Source organism: Streptomyces sp. NBC_01471 (assembly GCF_041438865.1).
Taxonomy (GTDB): domain Bacteria; phylum Actinomycetota; class Actinomycetes; order Streptomycetales; family Streptomycetaceae; genus Streptomyces.
Window position 1 is genome coordinate 3216480 of sequence record NZ_CP109450.1, and the last position, 22291, is coordinate 3238770.

General features: G+C 70.4%; 23 protein-coding genes. 16 read left to right on the forward strand and 7 right to left on the reverse strand.

All coding sequences use genetic code 11. From position 1 onward, the window contains the following. Positions 1-40: 40 nt before the first annotated feature. The gene (locus OG285_RS13965) at positions 41-301 is read right to left on the reverse strand and encodes a hypothetical protein (RefSeq protein WP_356835942.1); all 261 of its coding nucleotides are present in this window, start codon (positions 299-301) and stop codon (positions 41-43) included. Positions 302-591: 290 nt separating this feature from the next. Between OG285_RS13965 and OG285_RS13970 the strand changes: the two genes are divergently transcribed. Together OG285_RS13970 and OG285_RS13975 are read left to right on the forward strand one after the other, a co-directional pair. Then, complete coding sequence (locus tag OG285_RS13970) at positions 592-1464, forward strand: SDR family oxidoreductase (RefSeq protein WP_371791116.1); 873 nt, start codon at positions 592-594, stop codon at positions 1462-1464. Between the two features lie 61 nt (positions 1465-1525). Beyond that, positions 1526-2272, forward strand: a complete 747-nt coding sequence (locus OG285_RS13975; RefSeq protein ID WP_356835938.1) for a Mut7-C RNAse domain-containing protein — start codon at positions 1526-1528, stop codon at positions 2270-2272. Here OG285_RS13975 and OG285_RS13980 read toward each other — a convergent pair. Beyond that, complete coding sequence (locus OG285_RS13980) at positions 2241-2741, reverse strand: MarR family winged helix-turn-helix transcriptional regulator (RefSeq protein WP_371791117.1); 501 nt, start codon at positions 2739-2741, stop codon at positions 2241-2243. The genes OG285_RS13975 and OG285_RS13980 overlap by 32 nt on opposite strands. Positions 2742-2863: 122 nt before the next feature. On the opposite strand from OG285_RS13980, the gene OG285_RS13985 reads away from it, so the two are divergent. Both OG285_RS13985 and OG285_RS13990 read left to right on the forward strand, forming a co-directional pair. Continuing rightward, complete coding sequence (locus tag OG285_RS13985; RefSeq protein ID WP_371791118.1) at positions 2864-3199, forward strand: YnfA family protein; 336 nt, start codon at positions 2864-2866, stop codon at positions 3197-3199. An 80-nt stretch (positions 3200-3279) separates the two neighbouring features. Next, a complete protein-coding gene (locus tag OG285_RS13990; protein WP_356835934.1) occupies positions 3280-4053 on the forward strand; it encodes an SDR family NAD(P)-dependent oxidoreductase in 774 nt (257 codons plus the stop codon). Between the two features lie 21 nt (positions 4054-4074). Here OG285_RS13990 and OG285_RS13995 read toward each other — a convergent pair whose 3' ends face one another. After that, positions 4075-5268 carry an RtcB family protein gene (locus tag OG285_RS13995; RefSeq protein ID WP_371791119.1) on the reverse strand — a complete coding sequence of 398 codons (1194 nt, stop codon included), beginning with the start codon at positions 5266-5268 and terminating at the stop codon, positions 4075-4077. Positions 5269-5459: 191 nt separating this feature from the next. Between OG285_RS13995 and OG285_RS14000 the strand changes: the two genes are divergently transcribed. The 3 genes from OG285_RS14000 (at position 5460) to OG285_RS14010 (ending at position 8771) form a co-directional block, all read left to right on the forward strand. Continuing rightward, positions 5460-6326 carry a DUF3558 domain-containing protein gene (locus OG285_RS14000; RefSeq protein WP_356836004.1) on the forward strand — a complete coding sequence of 289 codons (867 nt, stop codon included), beginning with the start codon at positions 5460-5462 and terminating at the stop codon, positions 6324-6326. 75 nt (positions 6327-6401) lie between these two features. Next, entirely contained in the window at positions 6402-7115 is a 714-nt protein-coding gene (locus tag OG285_RS14005) for a DUF3558 domain-containing protein (protein WP_356835930.1), read from the forward strand. Positions 7116-7256: 141 nt separating this feature from the next. Continuing rightward, positions 7257-8771, forward strand: coding sequence for a DUF2637 domain-containing protein (locus tag OG285_RS14010; protein WP_371791120.1), 1515 nt, complete (start codon positions 7257-7259; stop codon positions 8769-8771). 50 nt (positions 8772-8821) lie between these two features. On the opposite strand, the gene OG285_RS14015 is transcribed toward OG285_RS14010, so the two are convergent. Next, complete coding sequence (locus tag OG285_RS14015; protein ID WP_371791121.1) at positions 8822-9595, reverse strand: LuxR C-terminal-related transcriptional regulator; 774 nt, start codon at positions 9593-9595, stop codon at positions 8822-8824. Positions 9596-9730: 135 nt separating this feature from the next. Between OG285_RS14015 and OG285_RS14020 the strand changes: the two genes are divergently transcribed. Next, positions 9731-10267, forward strand: coding sequence for a peptidase inhibitor family I36 protein (locus OG285_RS14020; protein ID WP_356836393.1), 537 nt, complete (start codon positions 9731-9733; stop codon positions 10265-10267). 168 nt (positions 10268-10435) lie between these two features. Here OG285_RS14020 and lysS read toward each other — a convergent pair whose 3' ends face one another. Beyond that, entirely contained in the window at positions 10436-12241 is a 1806-nt protein-coding gene (gene lysS, locus OG285_RS14025) for a lysine--tRNA ligase (protein WP_356836391.1), read from the reverse strand. A 149-nt stretch (positions 12242-12390) separates the two neighbouring features. Between lysS and argS the strand changes: the two genes are divergently transcribed. Continuing rightward, positions 12391-14175 (forward strand): arginine--tRNA ligase, encoded by a 1785-nt coding sequence (gene argS, locus OG285_RS14030; RefSeq protein ID WP_371791122.1) that lies wholly within the window; start codon positions 12391-12393, stop codon positions 14173-14175. A 142-nt stretch (positions 14176-14317) separates the two neighbouring features. Here the strand turns inward: argS and OG285_RS14035 are convergent, their stop codons facing one another. After that, the gene (locus OG285_RS14035; RefSeq protein WP_371791123.1) at positions 14318-14947 is read right to left on the reverse strand and encodes a TetR/AcrR family transcriptional regulator; all 630 of its coding nucleotides are present in this window, start codon (positions 14945-14947) and stop codon (positions 14318-14320) included. A gap of 106 nt (positions 14948-15053) precedes the next feature. Between OG285_RS14035 and OG285_RS14040 the strand changes: the two genes are divergently transcribed. The 4 genes from OG285_RS14040 to OG285_RS14055 all read left to right on the forward strand — a co-directional run bounded on the left by OG285_RS14040 (position 15054) and on the right by OG285_RS14055 (position 17994). Further along, positions 15054-16223, forward strand: a complete 1170-nt coding sequence (locus OG285_RS14040) for an alpha/beta fold hydrolase (RefSeq protein WP_356836385.1) — start codon at positions 15054-15056, stop codon at positions 16221-16223. 113 nt (positions 16224-16336) lie between these two features. Further along, a complete protein-coding gene (locus OG285_RS14045; protein WP_371791124.1) occupies positions 16337-16510 on the forward strand; it encodes a hypothetical protein in 174 nt (57 codons plus the stop codon). A 253-nt stretch (positions 16511-16763) separates the two neighbouring features. Beyond that, entirely contained in the window at positions 16764-17177 is a 414-nt protein-coding gene (locus tag OG285_RS14050) for a hypothetical protein (protein ID WP_356836383.1), read from the forward strand. A 163-nt stretch (positions 17178-17340) separates the two neighbouring features. Beyond that, on the forward strand, positions 17341-17994 hold the full coding sequence (locus OG285_RS14055; RefSeq protein WP_356836381.1) for a TMEM175 family protein: 654 nt from the start codon (positions 17341-17343) through the stop codon (positions 17992-17994). Between the two features lie 30 nt (positions 17995-18024). Here OG285_RS14055 and OG285_RS14060 read toward each other — a convergent pair whose 3' ends face one another. Continuing rightward, positions 18025-19374: a helix-turn-helix domain-containing protein gene (locus OG285_RS14060; RefSeq protein ID WP_371791125.1), complete on the reverse strand. Its 1350-nt coding sequence runs from the start codon at positions 19372-19374 to the stop codon at positions 18025-18027. A 326-nt stretch (positions 19375-19700) separates the two neighbouring features. Here OG285_RS14060 and OG285_RS14065 point away from each other — a divergent pair, with 326 nt between their 5' ends. The 3 genes from OG285_RS14065 (at position 19701) to OG285_RS14075 (ending at position 22261) form a co-directional block, all read left to right on the forward strand. Next, positions 19701-20228: a DUF4232 domain-containing protein gene (locus tag OG285_RS14065; RefSeq protein WP_356836377.1), complete on the forward strand. Its 528-nt coding sequence runs from the start codon at positions 19701-19703 to the stop codon at positions 20226-20228. Between the two features lie 103 nt (positions 20229-20331). Then, entirely contained in the window at positions 20332-20988 is a 657-nt protein-coding gene (locus OG285_RS14070) for an HAD family hydrolase (RefSeq protein ID WP_371791126.1), read from the forward strand. A gap of 16 nt (positions 20989-21004) precedes the next feature. After that, positions 21005-22261 (forward strand): amidohydrolase family protein, encoded by a 1257-nt coding sequence (locus OG285_RS14075; RefSeq protein ID WP_371791127.1) that lies wholly within the window; start codon positions 21005-21007, stop codon positions 22259-22261. Positions 22262-22291 lie beyond the last annotated feature (30 nt).

The window sequence follows — 22291 nt, forward strand, 5'->3', positions numbered from 1 at the left end:
CGATACCGCCCCTGGGGTTGTCCGGGGAGCAGCCCGGGACTCAGCTGCTGAGGAGTTCGTTACCTGCCTTCAGCGCGTCGCCGCCGGCCTTGGCCGCCCCCTTCACGGCGTGCACCTTCTTGCCGATGTTGTTCCCGGCGACACTCTTGGCGATGGGCTTGGCCTGCTCGCCGACAGCGGCCGCGGTCAGGGCGGTGCTGCTGAGGGTGCCCCCGAGGCTACTGGCCTGGGCGGCGGGGGCGAAGGCCGCGAGCAGGGCGGAACCGGCGGCGGCAGTGGTGAGAATTCGACGTACGTTCATGGCCGGGGTAACGCGCGGAGCCGCCCGAAGGCACGCCCCCGTCAGCGGATCGCCCCCGAGTGGCGGCCGATCCCACTCTGACGGGGGGCGTTACCGAAGGATTGCTGTCGTGCGGCAGGCCGACCCGTTTCCGGCTCATTTAACTGCGTGACACAGATTCTGCGCTACACCTAGTATCGTGGAGCGTCACACACGGACACCCGGCCGGATGCCCTCAGCCGGACACCCCAGCCGGACCCACCGACCCGAGCGCACCGACCGACCGGACCCACCGAAAGCAAAGGACCCCCATGACCGTCCTCGTCACCGGAAGCCGCGGCAGAATCGGCTCCGCTCTCATCACGCTGCTGCACGAGAACGGGACAGACGTGCGGGCGGCGTCCGCCGCCCCCGGGGACCTCGCCCCGCCCGACGGCGTGACAGCCGTACGGTGCGACCTCCACGACCCCGCCACCTTCCCGGCCGCACTCGACGGGGCCGACGCGGTCTTCCTGTACGCCGAGCCCTCGCAGATCGGCGCGTTCCTCCGGCAGGCCGAAACCGCGGGCGCCCAGCACATCGTGCTGCTCTCCTCCAGCTCCGTACTCGAACCCGGGGCATCGGAGTGCGCGATCGCCGCCTCCCACCTCGCCGTCGAGCAGGCGCTGGCCGCCTCGCCCATCGAGACGACCGTCCTGCGCCCCGGCGCGTTCGCGGGCAACGCACTCCAGTGGAAGTGGGCCCTGCGGTCCGCGGGCGCCATCGGCCTTCCGCACCCCGGCAGTTACTCCGACCCCATCCACGAACGGGACATCGCCGAAGCCGCGTACGCCGCGCTCACCGAACCCGCGCTGCGCGGCCAGGCGTACCACCTGACCGGGCCGCAGTCGCTCACCTTCACCGAGCAGATCATGGCGCTCGAAGCAGCGACAGGCCGCACCATGCCGATCCGGCACATCACCCCCGAGGAGTGGAAAGAGTCGGTCGGCCCCCATCTGCCGGCCCCGGTCGCGGACAGCCTGCTGCGCTACTGGGCCACGTCCGACGGCGTGCCCACGTCCGTCACCGGCCAGGTGGAGACACTCACCGGGCACCCGGCCCGCACCTTCGCCACCTGGGCCGCCGAGAACGCGGCAGCCTTCACCACCGAACCCACCGCACCCGCCGGGCCCGCGACCGTCTGACACCCCCCGACGCGGCAGAAACCTCTGGCCCGGCCCGGCGCCCCGATGACATCCTGACCGCGTGAACGGACCGGAGATCCACCTCGAAGTCGCTCCCGAACTGCGCCTCTTCCTCCCGTCGGACCGCCGCCAGGGACGCACCGCCCTGGTCACCGACGGCTCGTCGACGCTCGGCCACGTCGTCGAGTCGGCCGGCATCCCGCGCACCGAGGCCGGCCGGCTGGCCGTGGACGGCCGGACCGTACCGGCCTCGCACATCCCACGCGCGGGCGAGACCGTCGAGGTGTACGCGGTGGAGCGCCCGCAGCAGGTGCCGGGCGCCCCGCTCCGCTTCCTGCTCGACGTCCATCTCGGCACGCTGGCACGGCGGTTGCGACTGCTCGGCGTGGACACCGCGTACTTCAGCGAGGACATCGGGGATCCCGCACTCGCCACGTACTCGGCGCAGCACCGGCGCGTCCTGCTGTCCCGGGACCGGGGGCTGCTGCGCCGGCGCGAGCTCTGGGCGGGGGCGTACGTCTACAGCGACCAGCCCGACGAACAACTCCGCGACGTACTGGGCAGGTTCGCCCCCGCCCTCGCACCGTGGACCCGGTGCAGCGCCTGCAACGGCGAGTTGGCCCCCGCCTCCAAGGAGAGCGTGCGCGGCCGGATCGAGGGCGGCACCGAACGCTCCCACGACGTCTTCGCCCAGTGCGTCGCGTGCGAGCGGGTGTACTGGCGCGGCGCGCACCACCACCGCCTGGAGGCGATCGTGGCCGACGCGCTGCGCGAGTTCAGCCCAGCTCCCCGCCCCGCAGACGGCTGATCTGCCGCACGCTCATCGCCACGGTCCGCCGCATGTGGTCGGTGAGCAGGGCGATCTCCCGGTCGTCATAGGCGTCGAACATCGCGAACCAGGCACCGTTGAGCTGCGCCCAGACGGCCCCGAACTCGGCCATGCGCGTGGGCACCGTCGCCACGAGCACCTTCCGCCGGTCGTCGGTGTCGCGCCGGCGCCGCACATAGCCCGCACGCTCCAGCCGGTCGACGAGCCGCGTCGCCGACCCGGTGGTGAGCCCGGTCAGCTCCGCGATCCGCCCCGTCGTGACCGGCCCCGGTTCGAGACTCAGCAGATTGAGGCACTGCACATCGGTGGGGTGCAGGTGCAGATGGTCGGCGAGAGCCTGATTGAACAGGGCGTACGCAGCCATGTACCGGCGTGAGGTGGCACCCAGCTCGGCCATGAGCGCGCCGCGCGGCCCCGGCCCCGGTTCCGGTCCCGTCTTCTGCGTCATGCGGAAATCGTACGACGCACAGCCCCGCAGCCCCGAAGCCCCAGAGCCGGCAGCCGCACAGCCACAGAGCCACAGAGCCACAGAGCCACAGAGCCACAGAGGGAGCGTGCCAGGCTTCCCCCATGCTGATCCTCCGCTCCGCCGCCCTCTTCGTCCTCGCCGCGCTCTTCGAGATCGGCGGCGCCTGGCTCGTCTGGCAGGGCGTACGGGAGAACAAGGGCTGGATCTGGATCGGCGGCGGCGTCATCGCGCTCGGCATCTACGGATTCGTCGCGACCCTCCAGCCCGACGGCCAGTTCGGCAGGATCCTCGCCGCGTACGGCGGGGTCTTCGTCGCCGGATCGATCATCTGGGGCGTGGTCGCCGACGGCTACCGCCCGGACCGCTGGGACGTGACGGGCGCGCTGGTCTGCCTCGCCGGGATGGCCGTGATCATGTACGCACCACGCGGCCACTGAGACCGGGCATATCCTGGCATCGCCCACCGCACTGCCCCACCCCCGGACTGCCCCACTCCGCCCTCCTGAGGAGCCTCGCCATGACCGCCGCGCCCGCAGCCACCAACCGCATCGCCGTCGTCACCGGAGCGAGCAGCGGCATCGGCGCGGCCACCGCTCGGCAGCTCGCCGCAGCCGGCTACCGGGTCGTGCTCACCGCGCGCCGCAAGGACCGGATCGAGGCCGTGGCGGCGGAGATCAACGCGGCGGGCCACCAGGCCACGGCGTACGCCCTGGACGTCACCGACCGCCCGGCCGTCGAGGAGTTCGCCTCCGCGTTCCCCACCATCGGCGTCCTGGTCAACAACGCGGGCGGCGCACTCGGCGCGGACCCGGTGGCCACCGGCGACCCGGCGGACTGGCGCCAGATGTACGAGACCAACGTCATCGGCACGCTCAACCTCACCCAGACCCTGCTCCCCGCCCTGGAGGCGAGCGGTGACGGCACCGTCGTGATCGTCTCGTCCACGGCGGGCCACGCGGCGTACGAGGGCGGCGGCGGTTACGTGGCCGCGAAGAACGGCGCCCGCGTGCTCGCCGAGACGCTCCGCCTGGAGATCGTGGGCCGGCCGGTGCGGGTGATCGAGATCGCCCCCGGCATGGTCAAGACCGAGGAGTTCGCCACGACCCGCTTCGGCGGCGACGAGGAGAAGGCCGCCAAGGTCTACGCGGGCGTGGACGAGCCGCTGGTCGCGGACGACGTGGCGGAGGCCATCACCTGGACGGTGACCCGCCCCAGCCACGTCAACGTCGACCTCCTGGTGGTCCGCCCCCGCGCCCAGGCGTCCAACACCAAGGTCCACAGGGAGCTGTGACACGGCTGTCCCGCCTGCGGGTCAGCCCTTCACACACACGATCTGCTTGATCCTCGCGACGACCTCGACCAGGTCACGCTGACGGTCGATGACCTGCTCGATCGGCTTGTACGCACCAGGGATCTCGTCCACGACACCGGAGTCCTTCCGGCACTCCACCCCGCGCGTCTGCTCCTCCAGGTCCCGCGTGGTGAAGCGGCGCTTCGCGGCGTTCCGGCTCATCTTCCGCCCGGCGCCGTGCGAGGCGGAGTTGAAGGCCTTCTCGTTGCCCAGGCCCTTCACGATGTACGAACCCGTGCCCATGGAGCCGGGGATGATCCCGTAGTCACCGGATCCGGCACGGATGGCGCCCTTCCTGGTGACCAGCAGGTCCATTCCCTCGTACCGCTCCTCGGCCACGTAGTTGTGGTGGCAGCTGATGACCGGTTCGAAGGTCACCCGGGCCTTCTTGAACTCCTTCCGGACCACGTCCTGGAAGAGGCTCATCATGATGGCCCGGTTGTACTTCGCGTACTCCTGCGCCCAGAACAAGTCGTTCCGGTACGCCCCCATCTGCGGGGTGTCGGCGATGAACACCGCCAGGTCCCGGTCGACCAGCCCCTGGTTGTGCGGAAGCTTCTGTGCGACACCGATGTGGTGGTCGGCCAGCTCCTTGCCGATGTTCCGGGAGCCCGAGTGCAGCATCAACCAGACCGAATCCGACTCATCGAGACAGAACTCGATGAAGTGATTTCCCCCGCCGAGCGAACCCATCTGCTTCGCAGCCCGACCCTGGCGGAATTTGACCGATTCGGCGACCCCGTCGGACCGCGCCCAGAAGTCGTCCCACCCCGCCGTCGGGAAGCCGTGCATCCGGCCCGGCGCCACCGGGTCGTCGTGCATGGCCCGGCCCACCGGGATGGCCGCCTCGATGCTGGAGCGCAGCCGCGACAGATCGCCCGGCAGATCGTTCGCCGTGAGTGACGTCTTCACCGCCGACATCCCGCAGCCGATGTCCACCCCGACCGCCGCCGGGCAGACCGCCCCGTGCATCGCGATGACCGAGCCCACCGTCGCGCCCTTGCCGTAGTGCACGTCCGGCATGACGGCGAGTCCCTTGATCCAGGGCAGTGTGGCGACGTTCCGCAGCTGCTGCATCGCGCCGTCCTCGACCGACGCCGGGTCGGCCCACATCCGGATGGGGACCTTCGCACCCGGAACCTCTACATACGACATAACTCCTCTATTCCCCCGAACAACCCGAAAAAGAAAATACGCATCAAGATCCGCGAACACGACAGCGGACCGGCGTGTACACCAGTGCGTGCGATAGACATTGTGTCCGGTCACCGTCATCAGGCGGTATCCGTTTTCCGTTCCGAAGGGAGCCTCGGACAGTGCAGCGAAGGGCTTACGTTCCCGGCTTGGTGCTGCTCGCGGCGCTCGTCACCGGCTGCACGAGCGGCTCCGGGACCGATGGTTCCGCCGCCGACTCGAAGCCCGGCGAGACCACTCCCGCCGCGGCGCCCGGCAAGTACTCCACCCTGCTCGAACCCTGCCGCGCCGCCGATCAGGGCGTACTGAAGGACATGTTCCCGGAGATCGCCGACCTGCCGAAGGACCAGCAGGAGAAGGCGTACGCGGGCACGCCCGATGCCACCTTCGACACCGACCGCCAGGTCGGCTGCCGGTGGAAGGCCGACTCGCCGGCCGACGCGCACCGGCTGCGCATCAGCATGGAACGCGTCGTGAGTTACGACACCACCGTCAGCGACGACGACCAGGCCAAGACCCTGTACGCGCAGAAGCTCGCCGCCGCCGGGCTCCCGGCGGACGACTCACCCACCGGCAGCCCGTCCAGCAGCACCGATGGCGGCACGGATGACGGTGGGGACGGCGGCAAGGGTGCCGCCGCGCCCGGCGCCACCCGCTCCCCCGGGGCGGGCTCCACGCAGGGTGACAAGCAGGACGGCGGCCAGGACAGCACCCCGGACGCCACCGGCAGCGACCAGGGCAGCGACGGGCAGAGCGGCGAGGGGCAGCCGGCGGACGAGCTCCAGTCGCGGACCCTCAGCGATCTCGGCAGCGCCGCCTTCCTCGCCGACGTCCCGGCCAAGGCCGGCGCGGGATCACCGCAGCACACCGTCCGGGTGGTCTTCCGCGCGTCGAACGTCCTGGTCACCGTGGAGTACAGCGAGACGCCCGCCGAGGCGGGCACTCCCCCCGACACCAAGAGCCTGCAGGACAGGACGCAGGCCATGGCCCACAAACTCGCCGACCAGATCGGCGAATAGTCCGTCCTCCGGCGCCCCCGGCGTACCGTGGCGGCCCGGACCGTACGACCCGTACGACACATGAGCGAAGGAACCATGCACCGATCAGCCCCGCGACTCACCCGCCTTCTCGCCTGTGCAGCCGTCCCCGTGATGCTCGTCGTCGCCGGCTGCTCGTCGGACTCCGGCTCCAGCGGCAAGAAGAGCTCCAGCACCTCCTCCGCAAAACCCAGCGCCTCGGCGTCCCCGACCGTCGCGAAGGCGGTGTACGCCAAGCTGCCCGACGCCTGTAAGTCCGTCCCGGGGAAGACCGTCTCGGACCTGGTCCCCAAGGCGAAGGACAAGTCGGGCACCGAGGTCAAGTCGACCGATCTGTCGGCCCGCGCGGGCTGCTCCTGGAACGGCCTGGAGAGCAAGGGCACGAAGGGATCCCAGTACCGCTGGCTCTCTGTCTCGTATCTGCGCTTCGGCTCCGACACCGTCCTCGGCAGCGGCCAGAAGCGCGCGCAGGACCAGTACGCCAAGGCCGTGGCCGACGCGAAGGCGACGGACGGCGCGAAGAGCGTCAAGACGGTGAACACGCCGGGCATCGGCAACGAGGCGACCACGGTCACCTACGAACAGCGCAAGACCGACGCGGACTTCAGCTACGCCGTGGTCATCACGCGTACGGAGAACGTCGTCACCACCGTCAACCACAACGGCGCCGGCTACGAGGGCCTCAAGTCCCCGTCGGCAGGCGACATGTCGAAGGGCGCGCAGACGGCGGCCAAGGCGGCTGTGGCCTCGGTGGCCTCGGCCAACAAGTAGTTCCCGCACGCGTCTTCGGGTACCGCCTCCGGAGCCCGGCCCCTCCCCGGGGACCGGGCTCCGGGCGTACCCGCGCAACGACCTCCGTACACATGTGCCAGGCTGTGCCCGCCGGATGTCGAATTCAGGAGGGGGCCGCGGGTGGCCGCGATGCAGCTGACACGCACGCACCGGATACTCATCGCGCTCGTGGTCGCGGGCGCGGTGGTCATCGCCGGGATCGGTTTCGTGGGGTCCTACGCGGCCGTGCGCGAACTCGCCCAGGAGAAGGGCTTCGGCTCCTTCTCGACGGTTTTCCCGATCGGTATCGACGCGGGGATCTGTGTGCTGCTCGCGCTGGATCTGCTGCTGACCTGGATCCGGATCCCGTTCCCGCTGCTGCGCCAGACGGCGTGGCTGCTCACGGCGGCGACGATCGCCTTCAACGGCGCGGCGGCCTGGCCCGACCCGCTGGGGACCGGGATGCACGCGGTGATCCCGGTGCTGTTCGTGGTCTGCGTCGAGGCGGCGCGCCACGCGGTGGGGCGGATCGCCGACATCACGGCCGACAAGCACATGGAGGGCGTGCGCCTCACCCGCTGGCTGCTCTCGCCGGTCCCCACGTTCCTGCTGTGGCGCCGGATGAAGCTGTGGGAGCTGCGCAGGTACGACGAGGTCATCAAGCTCGAACAGGACCGGCTGATCTACCAGGCGCGGTTGCAGGCCCGGTTCGGGCGCGCGTGGCGGCGCAAGGCGCCGATCGAGTCGCTGATGCCGCTGCGGCTGGCGCGGTACGGAGTGCCGCTCGCGGAGACGGCCCCGTCCGGCCTGGCCGCGGCCGGTATCGAGCCGGTGCTGCTGCCACCGCCGCCCGCCCTGGAGGCGGGGAGCACAGCTGCGGGGAGCACGGCTGAGGGACCTGCCGCCGTCGCGCCCGCCCCCGCGCCGTACGCAGCGGAGGCCCCGGCCGCGCCGGGTCCCGCCGGTCAGGCGCCGGCTGATGGTCACGAGCAGGGCCAGGATCAGGGGCAGGAGCCGCCGCCCACGCACGAGAGCCCGTGGTTCGCCGCGCCGCAGGTCTCCCAGGAGGCGTACACCGGCACCTACGACCCGGCGTACGAGCCCGCGTACGAGCAGCAGTACCCGCCGGGGTACGAGCAGGAGTACCCGCCGGAGCAGGAGTACGAGCAGGGGTACGAAGGCCCGTACCCGCAGGGGTACGACCAGCAGTACCGGCCCGGACACCACGCCCCGTACGACGGGCCCGGCGCTGATGGTTCCGGCGCACCCGGGTCCCCCGACCCCACCCAGGTCATGGTCCCCAACGGAGCGGGCGGGTCGCGCCGCCTCGGCGGAGTGATCCCGGGGCCGCGCGCCGAGGAGCAGCCCCTCAACGAGACGGCCGAGACGGCCGAGACCGCCGGGGCGGACAGCCCGGAGGTGCAGGGGCTGCCGGAGGACGTGTCGCGCGAGGACGCGTACTTCGGGGCCTACCGGAAGTTCATCAGCGAGAACAACGAAGTCCCGACGGTGCGGCAGTTCGGCCGGTACCTGAAGGATCTGTACGGCGTCACGGGCCGCAACAGCGAGACCCTGAGCGACAGTTCGCTCCGCCCGTACCTGGCCCGTTTCCAGCACCGCTACGCGGAGGAGCTGGACGCGGAGCACATCGCGTAGGAAGCACGCCCGAGCCCACGCCCCCGCCGGCGGAGGCCGGGCCTGCCCTGTCACAGCCCGGCGTGCGGGTCGTGCGGGAGGAGGCCGAGCCTCTGTGCGCGCATGACCGTCTCAAGACGATCCGATGTGCCGAGCTTCTGATAGAGGCTTGTGAGGTGCTTGTGCACCGTCCGGACGGAGATCCCGAGACGATGCGCGATGGCGGCTGCTGTCAGCGCCATGCTGAGCAGGTGTAAGACCGTGCACTCGCGTGGCGTGAGGCCGAAGTTCACGGCCCGGGCATGCAAGTCCTGGCACTGGCCCAGGGTGTTCAGGTGCCGGTGCACGGCGGAGAGCAGAGACTGCGCGAGACACGCGTAAGCCAGGTCGGCCGCCCCGAACGGCGTGCCCGAGCGGTACACCAGCCACCCCTGGGTGTGGGCCGTGCCCATCGGCAGCGGCAGCGCCAGGACGTCACAGGCACCGAAGGTCTCCCGTATGAGGGTCCGCGTTTCGCTGTTCCGCCATGCGCCCGCGCTCTCGATCTGACGGGCGCTTCGCGGACCAGGGGTCGGCTGCCTGCTGTAGAAGTCGACGAATGGGCGTCCGGCCCGGAGCGAGCGCCGGTTCTCTTCGCGGAGAATTCCGCCCCCCTGCCCGGAGGGCGACCAGACACGCAATTCCCCGGCGCCTTCGGTCCACGGGACGTTTTTGTTGATGCCGTACTCCGCATCGAGTACGTGCAGCACTCTCGTGCTGACGAGACCGCCGAGGCGGTGGGGCCGCGGGTCGCGAATCACCTCTACGGCAAGCTCCAGCAACTCCTTGTGCGCGCGTTCGGACACTGCGTCCTCCCCCAAGGACGGGGCCATGGGGACAAGTACCCATGGCGGGCGGTCATGCGCCGGAGGAAGGATCCCATCTGACGGAGCACAGCGAAAGAGCAGAGCCGGGGCCCGGCCCCGGCCCAGGAGGATGCAATGAAGATCAGGAACCAGGCCCTGGCCGTCACCGCCGCCCTCGCGGCAGCGGCCTTCGCGCTGGGAAGCGCGAACGCCTCGGCCGCTCCCCACGACACCCCGCAGCAGGCGCGGCTGGCCCAGCAGATGCACCGGGCTCTCGCCCTCAACCCGGGGTCGCACCAGCTCAACTCGCACGCGATCGAGCTCGACAAGGGAGGGGTCATGGACCTGACCCTTGCCGACGGCAACTGCACCAGCGGCCGGCTCTGCGTGTACAAGGACCGCAATTTCTCGGGCGGCGGCACCTACTGGTCCACCTGTACCACTCAGGATTTGCGCAACTACCGCTGGCCGGACGGCACCCCGGTGGCCGGCAACATCTCCTCGATCGACAACAGGAACCAGTACGGCGGCGTGCAGTCCCGCTTCTACGACTCCAGCAACCGGTTCATGATCGCGGTCAACTCCGGGCACTACCTCAGGGACCTGGCCTTCGACACCTCCGCGACGGGCGGGAACCCCAACGACAGGATCTACAAAATGAAGGTCTGCTGACGCGAGGCCTCACAGCGGGGGGAGCGTCACCCGGGCGCCGGGAGCTGCGAAGTGCCGGAGCTCCCGGGCCTGGCGGGCGCTCTGAGCAGAGGCGTTCGCATACGCGGCTGAGGGCCGCCGCCCCGGGCAGGAAACCCGGGGCGGCGGCCCTCGGCCGTACGCGCTCGCTCAGGCCGCGAGCAGCTTGCGCACCCGCTCCGCGCCGACGGCGAGCAGCAGCGTCGGCAACCTCGGTCCGGTGTCACGGCCCACCAGCAGCTGGTAGAGCAGAGCGAAGAAGGTGCGCTGGGCGACCTTCATCTCCGGGGTGGGCTTGGCGTCCGGCTCGAAGCCGGCCTGGACCTTCGGCACGCCGTAGACGAGCGTCGTCAGGCCGTCCAGCGACCAGTGCGTGTCGAGGCCTTCGAGGAGCAGCCGCAGCGACTCGCGGTCCTGGTCGCCGAGGGCGGCCAGGGTCTCCGTGTCCGGCTCCGCGCGCACCAGGGTGCGCTGCTCGGCCGGGACCTGGGTGGTGATCCAGTTCTCGGCGCGGTCGAGCCGGGGGCGTACGTCGTCGAGCGAGGCGATCGGGTTCTCCGGGTCCAGCTCGCTGAGGATGCGCAGCGTCTGGTCCTCGGCCCCGGCCGTGATGTCGGCGACGGAGGCGAGCGTGCGGTACGGCAACGGGCGCGGGGTGCGCGGGAGTTCACGCTCCGCCGTGCGGGCCGCGCGGGTGTGCGCGGCGGCGTCGGCGGGGAGCGCCGAGCCGTCGGCGACCTTGGACTCCAGCTTGTCCCACTCGTCGTAGAGCCGCTGGATCTCCTGGTCGAAGGCGATCTTGAACGACTGGTTGGGCCTGCGCCGCGCGTACAGCCAGCGCAGCAGCGGCGCCTCCATGATCTTCAGCGCGTCGGACGGGGTGGGCACGCCGCCCTTGGACGACGACATCTTGGCCATGCCGCTGATGCCGACGAACGCGTACATCGGGCCGATCGGCTGCACGCCGTCGAAGATCTCGCGGACGATCTGACCGCCGACGACGAACGAGGAGCCGGGCGAGGAGTGGTCGACGCCGCTGGGCTCGAAGATGACGCCCTCGTAGGCCCAGCGCATCGGCCAGTCGACCTTCCAGACCAGCTTGCCGCGGTTGAACTCGCTGAGCAGGACGGTCTCGGAGTGTCCGCACGCCGTGCACGTGTAGGCCAGCTCGGTCGTGTCGTCGTCGTACGAGGTGACCGTGGTGAGGTCCTTCTCGCACGCGCCGCAGTAGGGCTTGTAGGGGTAGTAGCCGGTGGCGCTGCTGCTGCCGTCGTCCTCGTCGGCCGCGCCGGATCCCTCGGCGGCCTCGATCTCGGCCTCGTCGAGCGGCTTCTGCCCCTGCTTCTGGTTCTGCTTCTTGCCCTGCTTCTGTCCGCCGTCGGCCTGGCCCTGCTGCGCGGGGTCCTTCTTGGTGCGGTACCGGTCGAGGATCGCGTCGATGTCGGCCCGGTGCTTCATGGCGTGCAGGATCTGCTCGCGGTAGGTGCCCGCAAGGTACTGCTCGGTCTGGCTGATCGGGTCGTACTCCACGCCCAGCTCGGCCAGCGCCTCGACCATGGCGGCCTTGAAGTGCTCGGCCCAGTTCGGGTACGCGGACCCGGCGGGGGCGGGCACCGAGGTGAGCGGCTTGCCGATGTGCTCGGCCCAGGACGCGTCGATGCCCGGGACGCCGTTCGGCACCTTGCGGTACCGGTCGTAGTCGTCCCAGGAGATGAGGTGGCGCACCTGGTACCCGCGCCGCCTGATCTCGTCGGCGACCAGGTGCGGGGTCATCACCTCGCGCAGGTTGCCGAGGTGGATCGGGCCCGAAGGGGAGAGGCCGGATGCGACGACGACCACCGGTGCGGAAGCGCCAGAGTGTTTCGCGCCCGGGGCACGGCGCTCCGATTCGGCGATGACATCGTCCGCGAAACGGGAGACCCAGTCGGTCTCGGTGCTCTGAGCCACGATCGGCACGTCCTTCTTTCTCGTACGCCTTCAAGCAGGGGCGGCTGCCATTCTCCCAGGTCCCTCCGGGAGAGTGAAAACGGCTTTCCGCACCGTGGGACGGCCATGGGATACTTGGCCCGATCCCCTGTACCTCTATGGAAACGGCAGTCGGCCCCATGCCTGAGCCAGTCTCGGTCAATTCCCTCGCTTCGACGCTCAAGGAGCACCTCGCGGACGCGCTGACGGCAGCTCTGCCGGATGCCGGTGCCGCGGACCCGCTGCTGCGCCGAAGCGACCGGGCCGACTTCCAGGCCAACGGGATCCTGGCCCTGGCGAAGAAGCTGAAGGGCAATCCGCGCGAGCTGGCGGCCACGGTCACGGCGGCGCTCCCGGCCAATGACCTCATCAAGGACATCGAGGTCTCGGGGCCCGGCTTCCTGAACATCACGCTCACCGACCGGGCGATCACCGAGACCCTCGCGGCGCGCGCCGCCGACGCGCGGCTCGGTGTGCCCTGCGCCGCGCAGGCGGGCACCACGGTCATCGACTACGCCCAGCCGAACGTGGCGAAGGAGATGCACGTCGGGCACCTGCGGTCGGCCGTGATCGGCGACGCGATGGCCAAGATCATGGAGTTCGGCGGCGAGACCGTGATCCGCCGCCACCACATCGGGGACTGGGGCACCCAGTACGGGATGCTCATCCAGTACCTGATCGAGCACCCGCACGAGCTGGACCACGAGGGCGGTGAGGAGGACGGCGAGGCCGCCATGTCCTCCCTCGACCGGCTGTACAAGGCCTCGCGGGCGGTCTTCGACTCCGACGAGGAGTTCAAGGCGCGGTCTCGGGACCGGGTGGTGGCCCTCCAGGCCGGAGACCCGGAGACGCTCGCGCACTGGCAGCGGTTCGTGGACGAGTCGAAGATCTACTTCTACTCGGTCTTCAACAAGCTGGACATGGAGATCGCCGACGCGGACATCGTCGGCGAGTCCGGGTACAACGACGTGCTGGAGGAGACCTGCCGTCTCCTGGAGGAGTCGGGTGTCGCGGTCCGCTCCGAGGGCGCGCTCTGTGTCTTCTTCGACGATGTGAAGGGCCCGGACGGCAATCAGGTCCCGCTCATCGTCAAGAAGACGAACGGCGGCTACGGCTACGCGGCCACCGACCTCTCGGCGATCCGCAACCGGGTGCAGGACCTCAAGGCGAACACCCTGCTGTACGTGGTGGACGTGCGGCAGTCGCTGCACTTCAAGATGGTCTTCGAGACGGCCCGCCGGGCGGGCTGGCTGGAGACCGGCGACGGCGAGGCCGAGACCGTCCACCTGGGGTTCGGCACGGTGCTCGGCAAGGACGGCAAGCCGTTCAAGACCCGGGCGGGCGAGTCGGTGCGGCTGGTGGACCTGCTGGACGAGGCGATCGAGCGCGCGACGGCCGTCGTGCGGGAGAAGAACAACGAGAAGATCGCCCTCACCGAGGACGAGATCGTCGAGAACGGCGCGCAGATCGGCATCGGCGCGGTCAAGTACGCGGACCTGTCCACGTCGGCCGCGCGCGACTACAAGTTCGACCTGGACCAGATGGTGTCCCTCAACGGCGACACCAGCGTGTACATCCAGTACGCGTACGCCCGTATCCAGTCGATCCTGCGGCTGTCGGGCGAGGCCGGGCCCGCCGCGCATCCGGAGCTGGAGCTGGCCCCGGCGGAGCGCGCGCTCGGGCTGCACCTGGACCAGTTCGCGGAGGTCCTCGCCGAGGTCGCGTCCGCGTACGAGCCGCACAAGCTGGCCGCGTACCTCTACCAGTTGGCCTCGTACTACACGACGTTCTACGCGGAGTGCCCGGTCCTCAAGGCCCCCACGCCCGAGCAGGTGGAGAACCGGCTGTTCCTCTGCGAGCTGACCGCCCGCACCCTGCACCAGGGTCTGGCGCTGCTGGGCATCCGGACGCCCGAGCGGCTGTAGGGCCTGTCGTCACAGTGCGCAGGGCTCCCCTGCCACACCCCTTGGTTCACCAGGGCTCCACTCCAGGTCGTGTCTGACGATCGGCCTCGTGGCTGGGTGAGGTGGGACAGCGGGTGTGGCAGGGGACCAGCAGGATCGTTGGTCAGACGCTCCCCTGTCGGGCGCTCCCTGGGCGGACGGCCTCTTTCAGACCGGCTTCGATCACACGGGCGAGTGTGTCCAGGTACGCGTCACCGCTGTCGCCGTCCATGATCAGCATGCGGAAGCCCAGCGGCGCGATCAGCAGGTCCGCGGCCAGTTCCAAGTCCAGTGAGGCCGGGAGTTCGCCCCGGTCGATCGCCGTCTGCAACATGGCGTGCACCGCAGCGCGGCGCGGTGCCGCCACGCTGGTGTGCACCACGTCCGCGAGCGTACTCACGCGGCGGCTCTCGGCGAGCAGCCCGGGGCCGATGCCGCTGACCACCGGGTCGGCCAGTTGGCTTCGGAGGGTGTCGAGGAACTCGCGCAGGTCGGTGCCCAGGGCTCCGGTGGCCGGAGTCGGCGGCAGCGCGTACTCCACTGCCTCCCGTACGAGTTCGGTCAGCATCTCCTCTTTCGATGCCCAGCGCCGGTACAGCGCGGCCTTGCCCACACCGGCCCGCCGTGCGATCGCCTCCATGGACATCCGCTCGTAGCCGGTCTCGGCCAGCTCGGCGAAGGTCGCCTCAGTGATGGCCTCGGTCACCTGCTGCCGCAGGGCCGCGCCGCCGGTTGCCCTGCGCTCTGTCGCCATCCGGCAAGCATAAAGGAGCGGAACGGGTGCGTTCCGTTCGGAGATGGGTTAGCGTGGGCCCAGTAAACGGAACGACACCGTTCCGTTCCAAATGAAGGGGCCGGCCATGAAATTCCTTTACGACGACGAGTCCTTCTCCTTCGAGGCGCTGCGGGCCGCCGGTTACGCCACTTACGGTGGCGCCGAGCTCGGCGAGGTCCTGGTGACCTGCCGTCAGGTTCCCGAGGGGGACGAAGAGGCGTGGTCGCACCAGTGGGCCGCGACGGCGGCGCGGGTCGAGCGCATCGGCCGGGACGCGCTGGCCGCCGGACACCGGGTGAGTGCGCGGGAGGCGCTGCTGCGGGCCTCGAACTACTACCGGACCGCCGATTTCTACCGGCGTGCGGACCCGGCGAACGACACCGAGTCCGCACGGCTGGCGAAGGCCTCCCGGCGGACCTTCGCGGACGCCGCCGCCCTGCTCGACATCCAGGCCCGCGCCGTGCGCATCCCGTACGAGGGAACCACCCTGCCGGGCTACCTGTTCCTCGCCGACGAGTCGGGTGAGCCACGCCCGACGGTGCTCTATCACGGCGGTTACGACTCCACCCTCGAAGAGGGCTATCTCGCCCTGGCCGCAGGGGCGTTGCGGCGCGGCTACCACGTCCTCGTTTTCGACGGGCCCGGCCAGGGAAGCACCGTGCGCGAGCAGGGCCTGCACTTCCGGCCGGACTGGGAGGCTGTGGTCACCCCCGCCGTCGAGTTCGCGCTCACCTTGCCGGAGGTGGACACGGACCGGATCGCGCTCATCGGCACCAGTCTCGGCGGGTATCTCGCCGCACGGGCAGTGGCTTTCGAGCACCGTATCGCCGCATGCGTCCTGCACGACGGGGTCTACGACGTCCATGCCACGTTCGAGGCGGTCACCCGGGCCGCGGCGGAAGTCCCCGGCGGCCTGGACACCGTGATGGCGCAGAGCGTCTCGGCGCGCTGGCTGGTCCGCAACGGCCTGTGGACCCTCGGGGTTTCCGGCGTCGACGAACTTGTCGAGGCGTTCCGCGCCTACACACTGGAGGGAGTCGCAGAGCGGGTCACCTGTCCGACGCTCGTTCTGGAGGCGGAGAACGACCAGTTCTTCGCCGGTCAGCCGCAACGTGTCCTCGCCGCGCTGACCTGCCCGAAGGAGCTGATCTCCTTCCGTGAGGAAGAGGGCGGCGGCGAGCACTGCCACGAAGGCGCGGTCGCCCTGTGGCACCAGCGCGCCTTCGACTGGCTGGACACCGTGTTCGCCGGGTGAGCGCCCTGCGGATCCGCCGCATGAAATGCCCGCTGAGGAGCGGGAGTTCCGCACGGGCTCGGCCCGGCGCGATGTGCCCGCGGTGAGCGATGCGGCTCAGGGGTCCTTGCACTATGAGCGCGCGACCCGGGGTCGCCCGGCGGTGCCTGGGCGAGCAGCCCGAAGCCGGTCTCGCCGACATCGGGCATCATCGCGGCCAAGTGCACGAGATGCGCCACCTTCCGCGGTGGCGGACCGATGATGACGGCGCCGCCGTGGGAGTGGCCGCAGGCGACGACGGGTCCTGATCGAGGGAGTCGGCCGGGACGAGCGCGTAAGCCGCTCGGCGATCCTGCGCCACAGCAACCTGGAGCCGCGGTCGAGACGGCAGATCGCCTCGATGTCACGCACGGTCCCACACCGGGCCCCCGGGGAACTCACCGGCCGAGCGGTACCCCAGAAGTGGGGGATGGCCAGGCGGCTGCCCCGACTTCTAATCTCAGTCCGGAAGACGGAAGGCACAACCACAAGCACAACCACAAGCACAGGAGGTATCGCGGCATGTTCCCGTCCCTGCTCACCGTAGGTCTTGATCCCGCGCTGGTGGACGACGCGCCCTCGTCGCGGGCGGCGTTCCCCGAGCTCGACGCCGAAACGGTCCGGGCCGGCGTGGCCGCCGAACGGGCCCGGATGGAGGAACTCGGCTTCACTGTCGACATCTGCCTGCTCGACTACGGCCGCACGGCCGAGGCGGTCTACCGCGCCGCACTGTCCGGGAAGGACTACGACATCGTGGTGATCGGCGCAGGCATCCGGCTGGACCCGGCGCTGACCCCGCTCCTCGAGGTCCTGGTCGGCACCACCCACGAGTTGGCACCCGGCGCGAAGCTCTGTTTCAACGTGAGCCCGTCGACAACCGTCGAGGCCGTCCAGCGATGGTGGCCCGAACGCAAGCCACTGGAGCCACTACTCTGATGCTTGTCCGGACCTCCCCATCAGTGCTGGTCAAGGACTTGGGTGTGGAGAGAGTGCGGCGCCGCTGCCGCGATGGGCGGAATCCGCCCGGTTCGTCGGAACGCCCACGGCGAGCGGAGTCCGGTCAGCGGCGGCAGGCATGACAAGGGAAAGGCGTAAACGCATGGGTGTCAGTCGCGTCATCGACGAGAACGGGACTGGAGGGGGCGTCTCGGGGGAGCGCCTGGTGCTCTTCACCGACGCGGTGACCGCGATCTCCATCACCCTGCTGATCCTGCCGCTGGTGGACCTCGTCCCGGAAGTCGCGTCCGCCCACAAGCCCGCCAGCGATGTGATCACCGGTCACCTGAGCCAGATCTGGAGCTTCCTGCTCAGCTTCGCGGTCATCGCTAACATCTGGCGGGAGCACCACCGGGCCTTCTCGACGGTCAAGACGGCCTCCCGCTCCCTGACAGGGTGGAACATGGGGTGGCTGCTCTCCGTCGTCGTCATACCCCTCCCGACGGAGATGATCGGCGCCTTCGGCGGCCACGACCGGTTCGTGGGGGCGTTCTACTACGCGGCGCTCCTGGTCGGCATGGTGTGCCGACTGGCCATGCTGAGAATCCTGAAGACCAACCCGGGGATGGTCGAGGGGGACAGCGAAGGTACCCGCCGGAGGACCGCTGACCTGTACACCGACAGCTTCATCACCGTCCTCGCCGTGGTCGTCGCGTTCGCCATCGCGCTCGCCGTGCCCGTGCTGCAGTACTACAGCCTTCTGGTGCTGATCGTGGCGGGGCGGGTGCCCTTCACGGGCCGACGCACCGCTCGCTGACCACTGAAAAGGCCGGCGCCGGGCCGCGCATCACTGCTGGGCCGGTTCCCAGGTGTCCCCGCCGAGCGGGTGCACGTAATGGGGCCGGCCCTTCATGCTGCTCGCGCGGAACGGCCTGCCGTGGTCGTCGATACGGATCGTCCCGTGCCGGTCGCCGCTGCTCCACTGGAGATCCAGGTACCAGCTGACGTCGTGGGCCGACGTGGTGGCGTTGATCTCCAGGACCTGCGGGTCGGTGGCGGACACCTTGTACGGGAAGTCGGTGGCCGGGACCTTGCGGTCGCCCTGGACCCCGGCGGCCGGTTCCGCCAGGGGGGTACCGGTGTCCAGGTTCACATCGAACCCGGCCGGGACGATCCCGCCGCCGCAGCCGTCGCCCATGGCGTACGAGGCCCAGGCGAGCGGCGCGTGACGTCCCACGATCCGTACGTGCAGGGCCTGGAGCACCACCGCGTCCGCCGTCTTGCCCTGCACGGACAGCTCGATCCGCGCACCGCCGCTGGAGACACCGCCCAGGGCGGTGGCCCAGCTCGCGGCATCCTGTTCGGCCGGGGGCGGCGGCATCTTCGCAGCCGCCCGGTCCACCAGATACGACTGGCTGCACGGGTCCTCCCAGATGTACGGGCGGACGTTCACCGTCAGCGGTACGGCGGGGACGCTGCGGCCGTCGGGCCCCAGGTCACCGGTGGTCCCGGCGGACCGGCCACCCGGCGCCGGGGGAGAAGCGGAGTGGGACGGGGTGGAGGAGGGAGAGGGGGAGGCGGAGTGGGACGTCCGCGGGGACGGTCCCGTGGACGGCGAACCGGTCTGCGGATGCCCCGGAATCCTCTCCGCGACCGAGGCGGCGCCGGACGTACCGTCGGGGCGCAGCGCCAGCGCGACGGGTACGGCGACTGCGGCGGCGAGCACCACGGCGGCCCCGATCAGCCAGAGGCGGGTGTTCCCACGCGACCGGCCGGGCGCCGGGCCCGACCCGGGAGCGGCGGAAGGCTCCCCGGGGCCGGATACACCGGAGCCACCGGAGCTATCGGAGACATCGGAGACATCGGAGACACCGGACAGAAGCTCCGGCTCCGGCTCCGGCTCCACGCCATCCTGAACTACCGCTTCCGGAACTACCGCGTCCTTGGGCCGCCTTCTCGCCGCGTCGGCCAGCAGCCACCGCCGGTGCAGCGCGATCAGTTCGTCCGGGGTCGCCGCACAGAGCCGTGCGAACCGCTCGACGGGCGCGTAATCGGTCGGCACGGCGTCGCCGTTGCAGTACCGGTGCACCGTGGACGTACTCATGTGGAGCTTCCCGGCCAGGGCTCCGTAGCTGCGCCCCGAGCGGTTCTTCAGCTCCCGGAGCAGCGCGGCGAATTCCTCGGTCTCGGAGCCCACGGCCACCGTCCCCCTCGTTCCATGTCCCGGACACCCGATGCGCGTTCCAGGAAGGCGTTCCAGGGACGTCCCATCCCGCCAGGTCAGAGTACGCGCAGCCGTTCCACCGTCCCCAATGGCCCGGGAACGATTGCGGTGGGAATCGGCCACCCCACAAGCTGAGTTCGTGTTCAACCGACTCCGGCACGGCTTCGACCTGAGCGTCGTCGACATGGTCGCGCTGGTCGTACTGGCCGCGTCGGCGACCACAGTCGTCCTGCTCATCAGCCATCTCTGAACTTCCACCGGCCTCCACGGCTTCCACCGACTCCACGGGGAGAATCACCATGAACATCCGCCGCACCCGCGTCGCCACCGCAGCCGCCACCGGTCTGATCGCCGCACTCGCCCTCACCGGCCTGTCGGCCGCCACCGCGAGCGCCGCCCCGGCCAAGACGACGAAGATCGTCACCTGCACCAGTGCCACCACCAAGGTCGCCGTCTCCAAGGTCAGCAAGCCCGTCAACCACCTGCTGATCAAGGCCACCAACAAGGGCAGGACGCCCTGCTACGCGTACTACGCGCCGACCCTCCGCTTCGACCAGGACCAGGCCGCCACGCAGATCAACGAGGACAGCACCCCGCAGGCCGTCGTGACCCTGGACCCGGGCCAGACCGCCTATGCGAGCGTCCGTACGACCGGTGGCGGCGGCCACCCGCGTGCGGCCAAGAAGCTGGGCGTCGGCTTCGCCAACCGCGCGGGCAACGGCACCGGTTCGCTCACCACGTCGGCCCTCCCGAAGGGCACCCGGATCGACGACTCGGCCGAGGTCACCTTCTGGCAGTCCACCTCGGCGCTCGCCCTGCGCTGGTAGCCCGACGGGCCCCGGCCCGCGCCCCGTGACGACCGGAACGTCCTGGCCTCTCCCCCGGAGACCAGGACGTTCCGCCGTGGCGCGCTCCCGTTAGCATGCAGGCGTGACCAAGCCCGTTGAACTCGTGATATTCGACTGTGACGGCGTTCTGGTGGACAGCGAGCGCATCGCGGCCCGCGTGGACGCGACGAGTCTGGCGGAGCTCGGCTGGCCGCTCAGCGAGGCCGAGGTCGTCGAACGCTTCATGGGCCGCTCGCACGCCGACATGATCGCCGACATCGAGAAGCACCTCGGCCGCAGCCTTCCGGACGGGTGGGAGGCCGAACAGCTCCGGCTGTACCGCACGGCCATGGAGGCCGAACTCACCGCTGTCGACGGCGTGGTGGAGGCCCTCGACCAGATCCGGCTGCCCACCTGTGTGGCGTCCAGCAGCGGCCATGACGCCCTTCGTCACACCCTGGGTCTGACCGGGCTGTACGCACGCTTCGAAGGACGCATCCACAGCGCGGCGGACGTCGCCAACGGCAAGCCCGCACCGGACCTCTTCCTCCGCGCGGCACAGCACATGGGATTCGACCCCGAGGTCTGCGCCGTGGTCGAGGACAGCCGCTACGGAGTGCAGGCTGCCCGAGCCGCCGGCATGCGTGCGTTCGGATACTGCGGCGGACTCACGCCCGCGGAATGGCTGGACGGGCCGGGCACGGTGGTCTTCGACGACATGCGGGAGCTGCCGGCTCTCCTCACCAGGGCGGGGCACTGAGGTGCGGGGTACCGAATTGTTGATCACGAACGTCCGCCCCTGGGGCGGCGCCCCCTGTGACCTGGCCGTCCGGGACGGCGTGATCACCGCGCTGACCCCGCACGACCCGGCCCGCCCCACCACGGGCGACGCGACGGGTGACGCGGCAGGAGTCACGAAGGACGGCCCGGCCGGCGACGTGGTCGCGGGCCGGGGCAGGCTCGCCGTGCCCTCCTTCTCGGACGTCCACTGCCATCTGGACGCCACCCGTATCGGTCTGCCGTTCCGTCCGCACACCGGCGCCCCCGGCGTCTGGGCCATGACGATGAACGACCGCGCCCACTGGCGGGACGACGAGTGGACCGTGGCCGAGCGCGCCACCCACACCCTCGGCCGCATGATCGAGCGCGGCACCACGCGGGTCCGCAGCTACGCGCAGATCGACGCGGACTCCGGCCTTGAGCGCTTCGAGGGCGTCCTCGCCGCCAAGGAGGCCCACGCCGGCCGCTGCGAGGTCGAGATCATGGCGTTCCCGCAGGCCGGTCTGCTCCGGGAGAAGGGCGTACCGGACCTGATGGACCGGGCGCTGTCCTCCGGCGCGGCCGTGGTCGGCGGGATCGACCCCTGCACCCTGGACCGCGACCCGGTGCGCCACCTGGACATCGTCTTCGGTCTCGCCGAGCGCCACCAGGCCCCCATCGACATGCACCTCCACGAGCCGGGCCCGCTGGGCGTGTTCAGCGTCGACCTGATCCTGGAGCGGGTGCGCGCGCTGGGCATGGCGGGCCAGGTGACCCTGTCCCACGCGTACGACCTGGGGAGCGTCGACGAGGCGACGACCCGGCGTCTCATCGAGGAGTTCGCCGAGCTGGACATCGCGATGGCGACCATCGCCCCCGCCCAGCACCACGCGCTGCCGCTGGCCGACCTGACGGCCGCCGGGGTCCGGGTCGGGCTCGGCGAGGACGGCCAGCGCGACTACTGGTCGCCGTACGGCAACGCGGACATGCTCGACCGCACCTGGCAGCTCGCCTTCACCAACCGCTACCGGGCCGACGAGCTGATCGAGCACTGCATGGCCGTCGCCACCCTGGGCGGCGCCGCGATCCTCGACGGCGGCCTCCCCCGTCTGACGTCGGTCGCCGACCGCCCCGGGCTCGCCGTGGGAGACCGCGCCGATCTGCTCCTCGTGGACGGCGAGACGGTGACGTCCGCCGTCATGGACCGGGGCACCGACCGTACGGTCCTGCACGACGGCCGGGTCGTCGCGGACGGCCTGAAGCTCGTCGGCTGAGCCGGCGCCACTGACCCGGCGCCACTGACC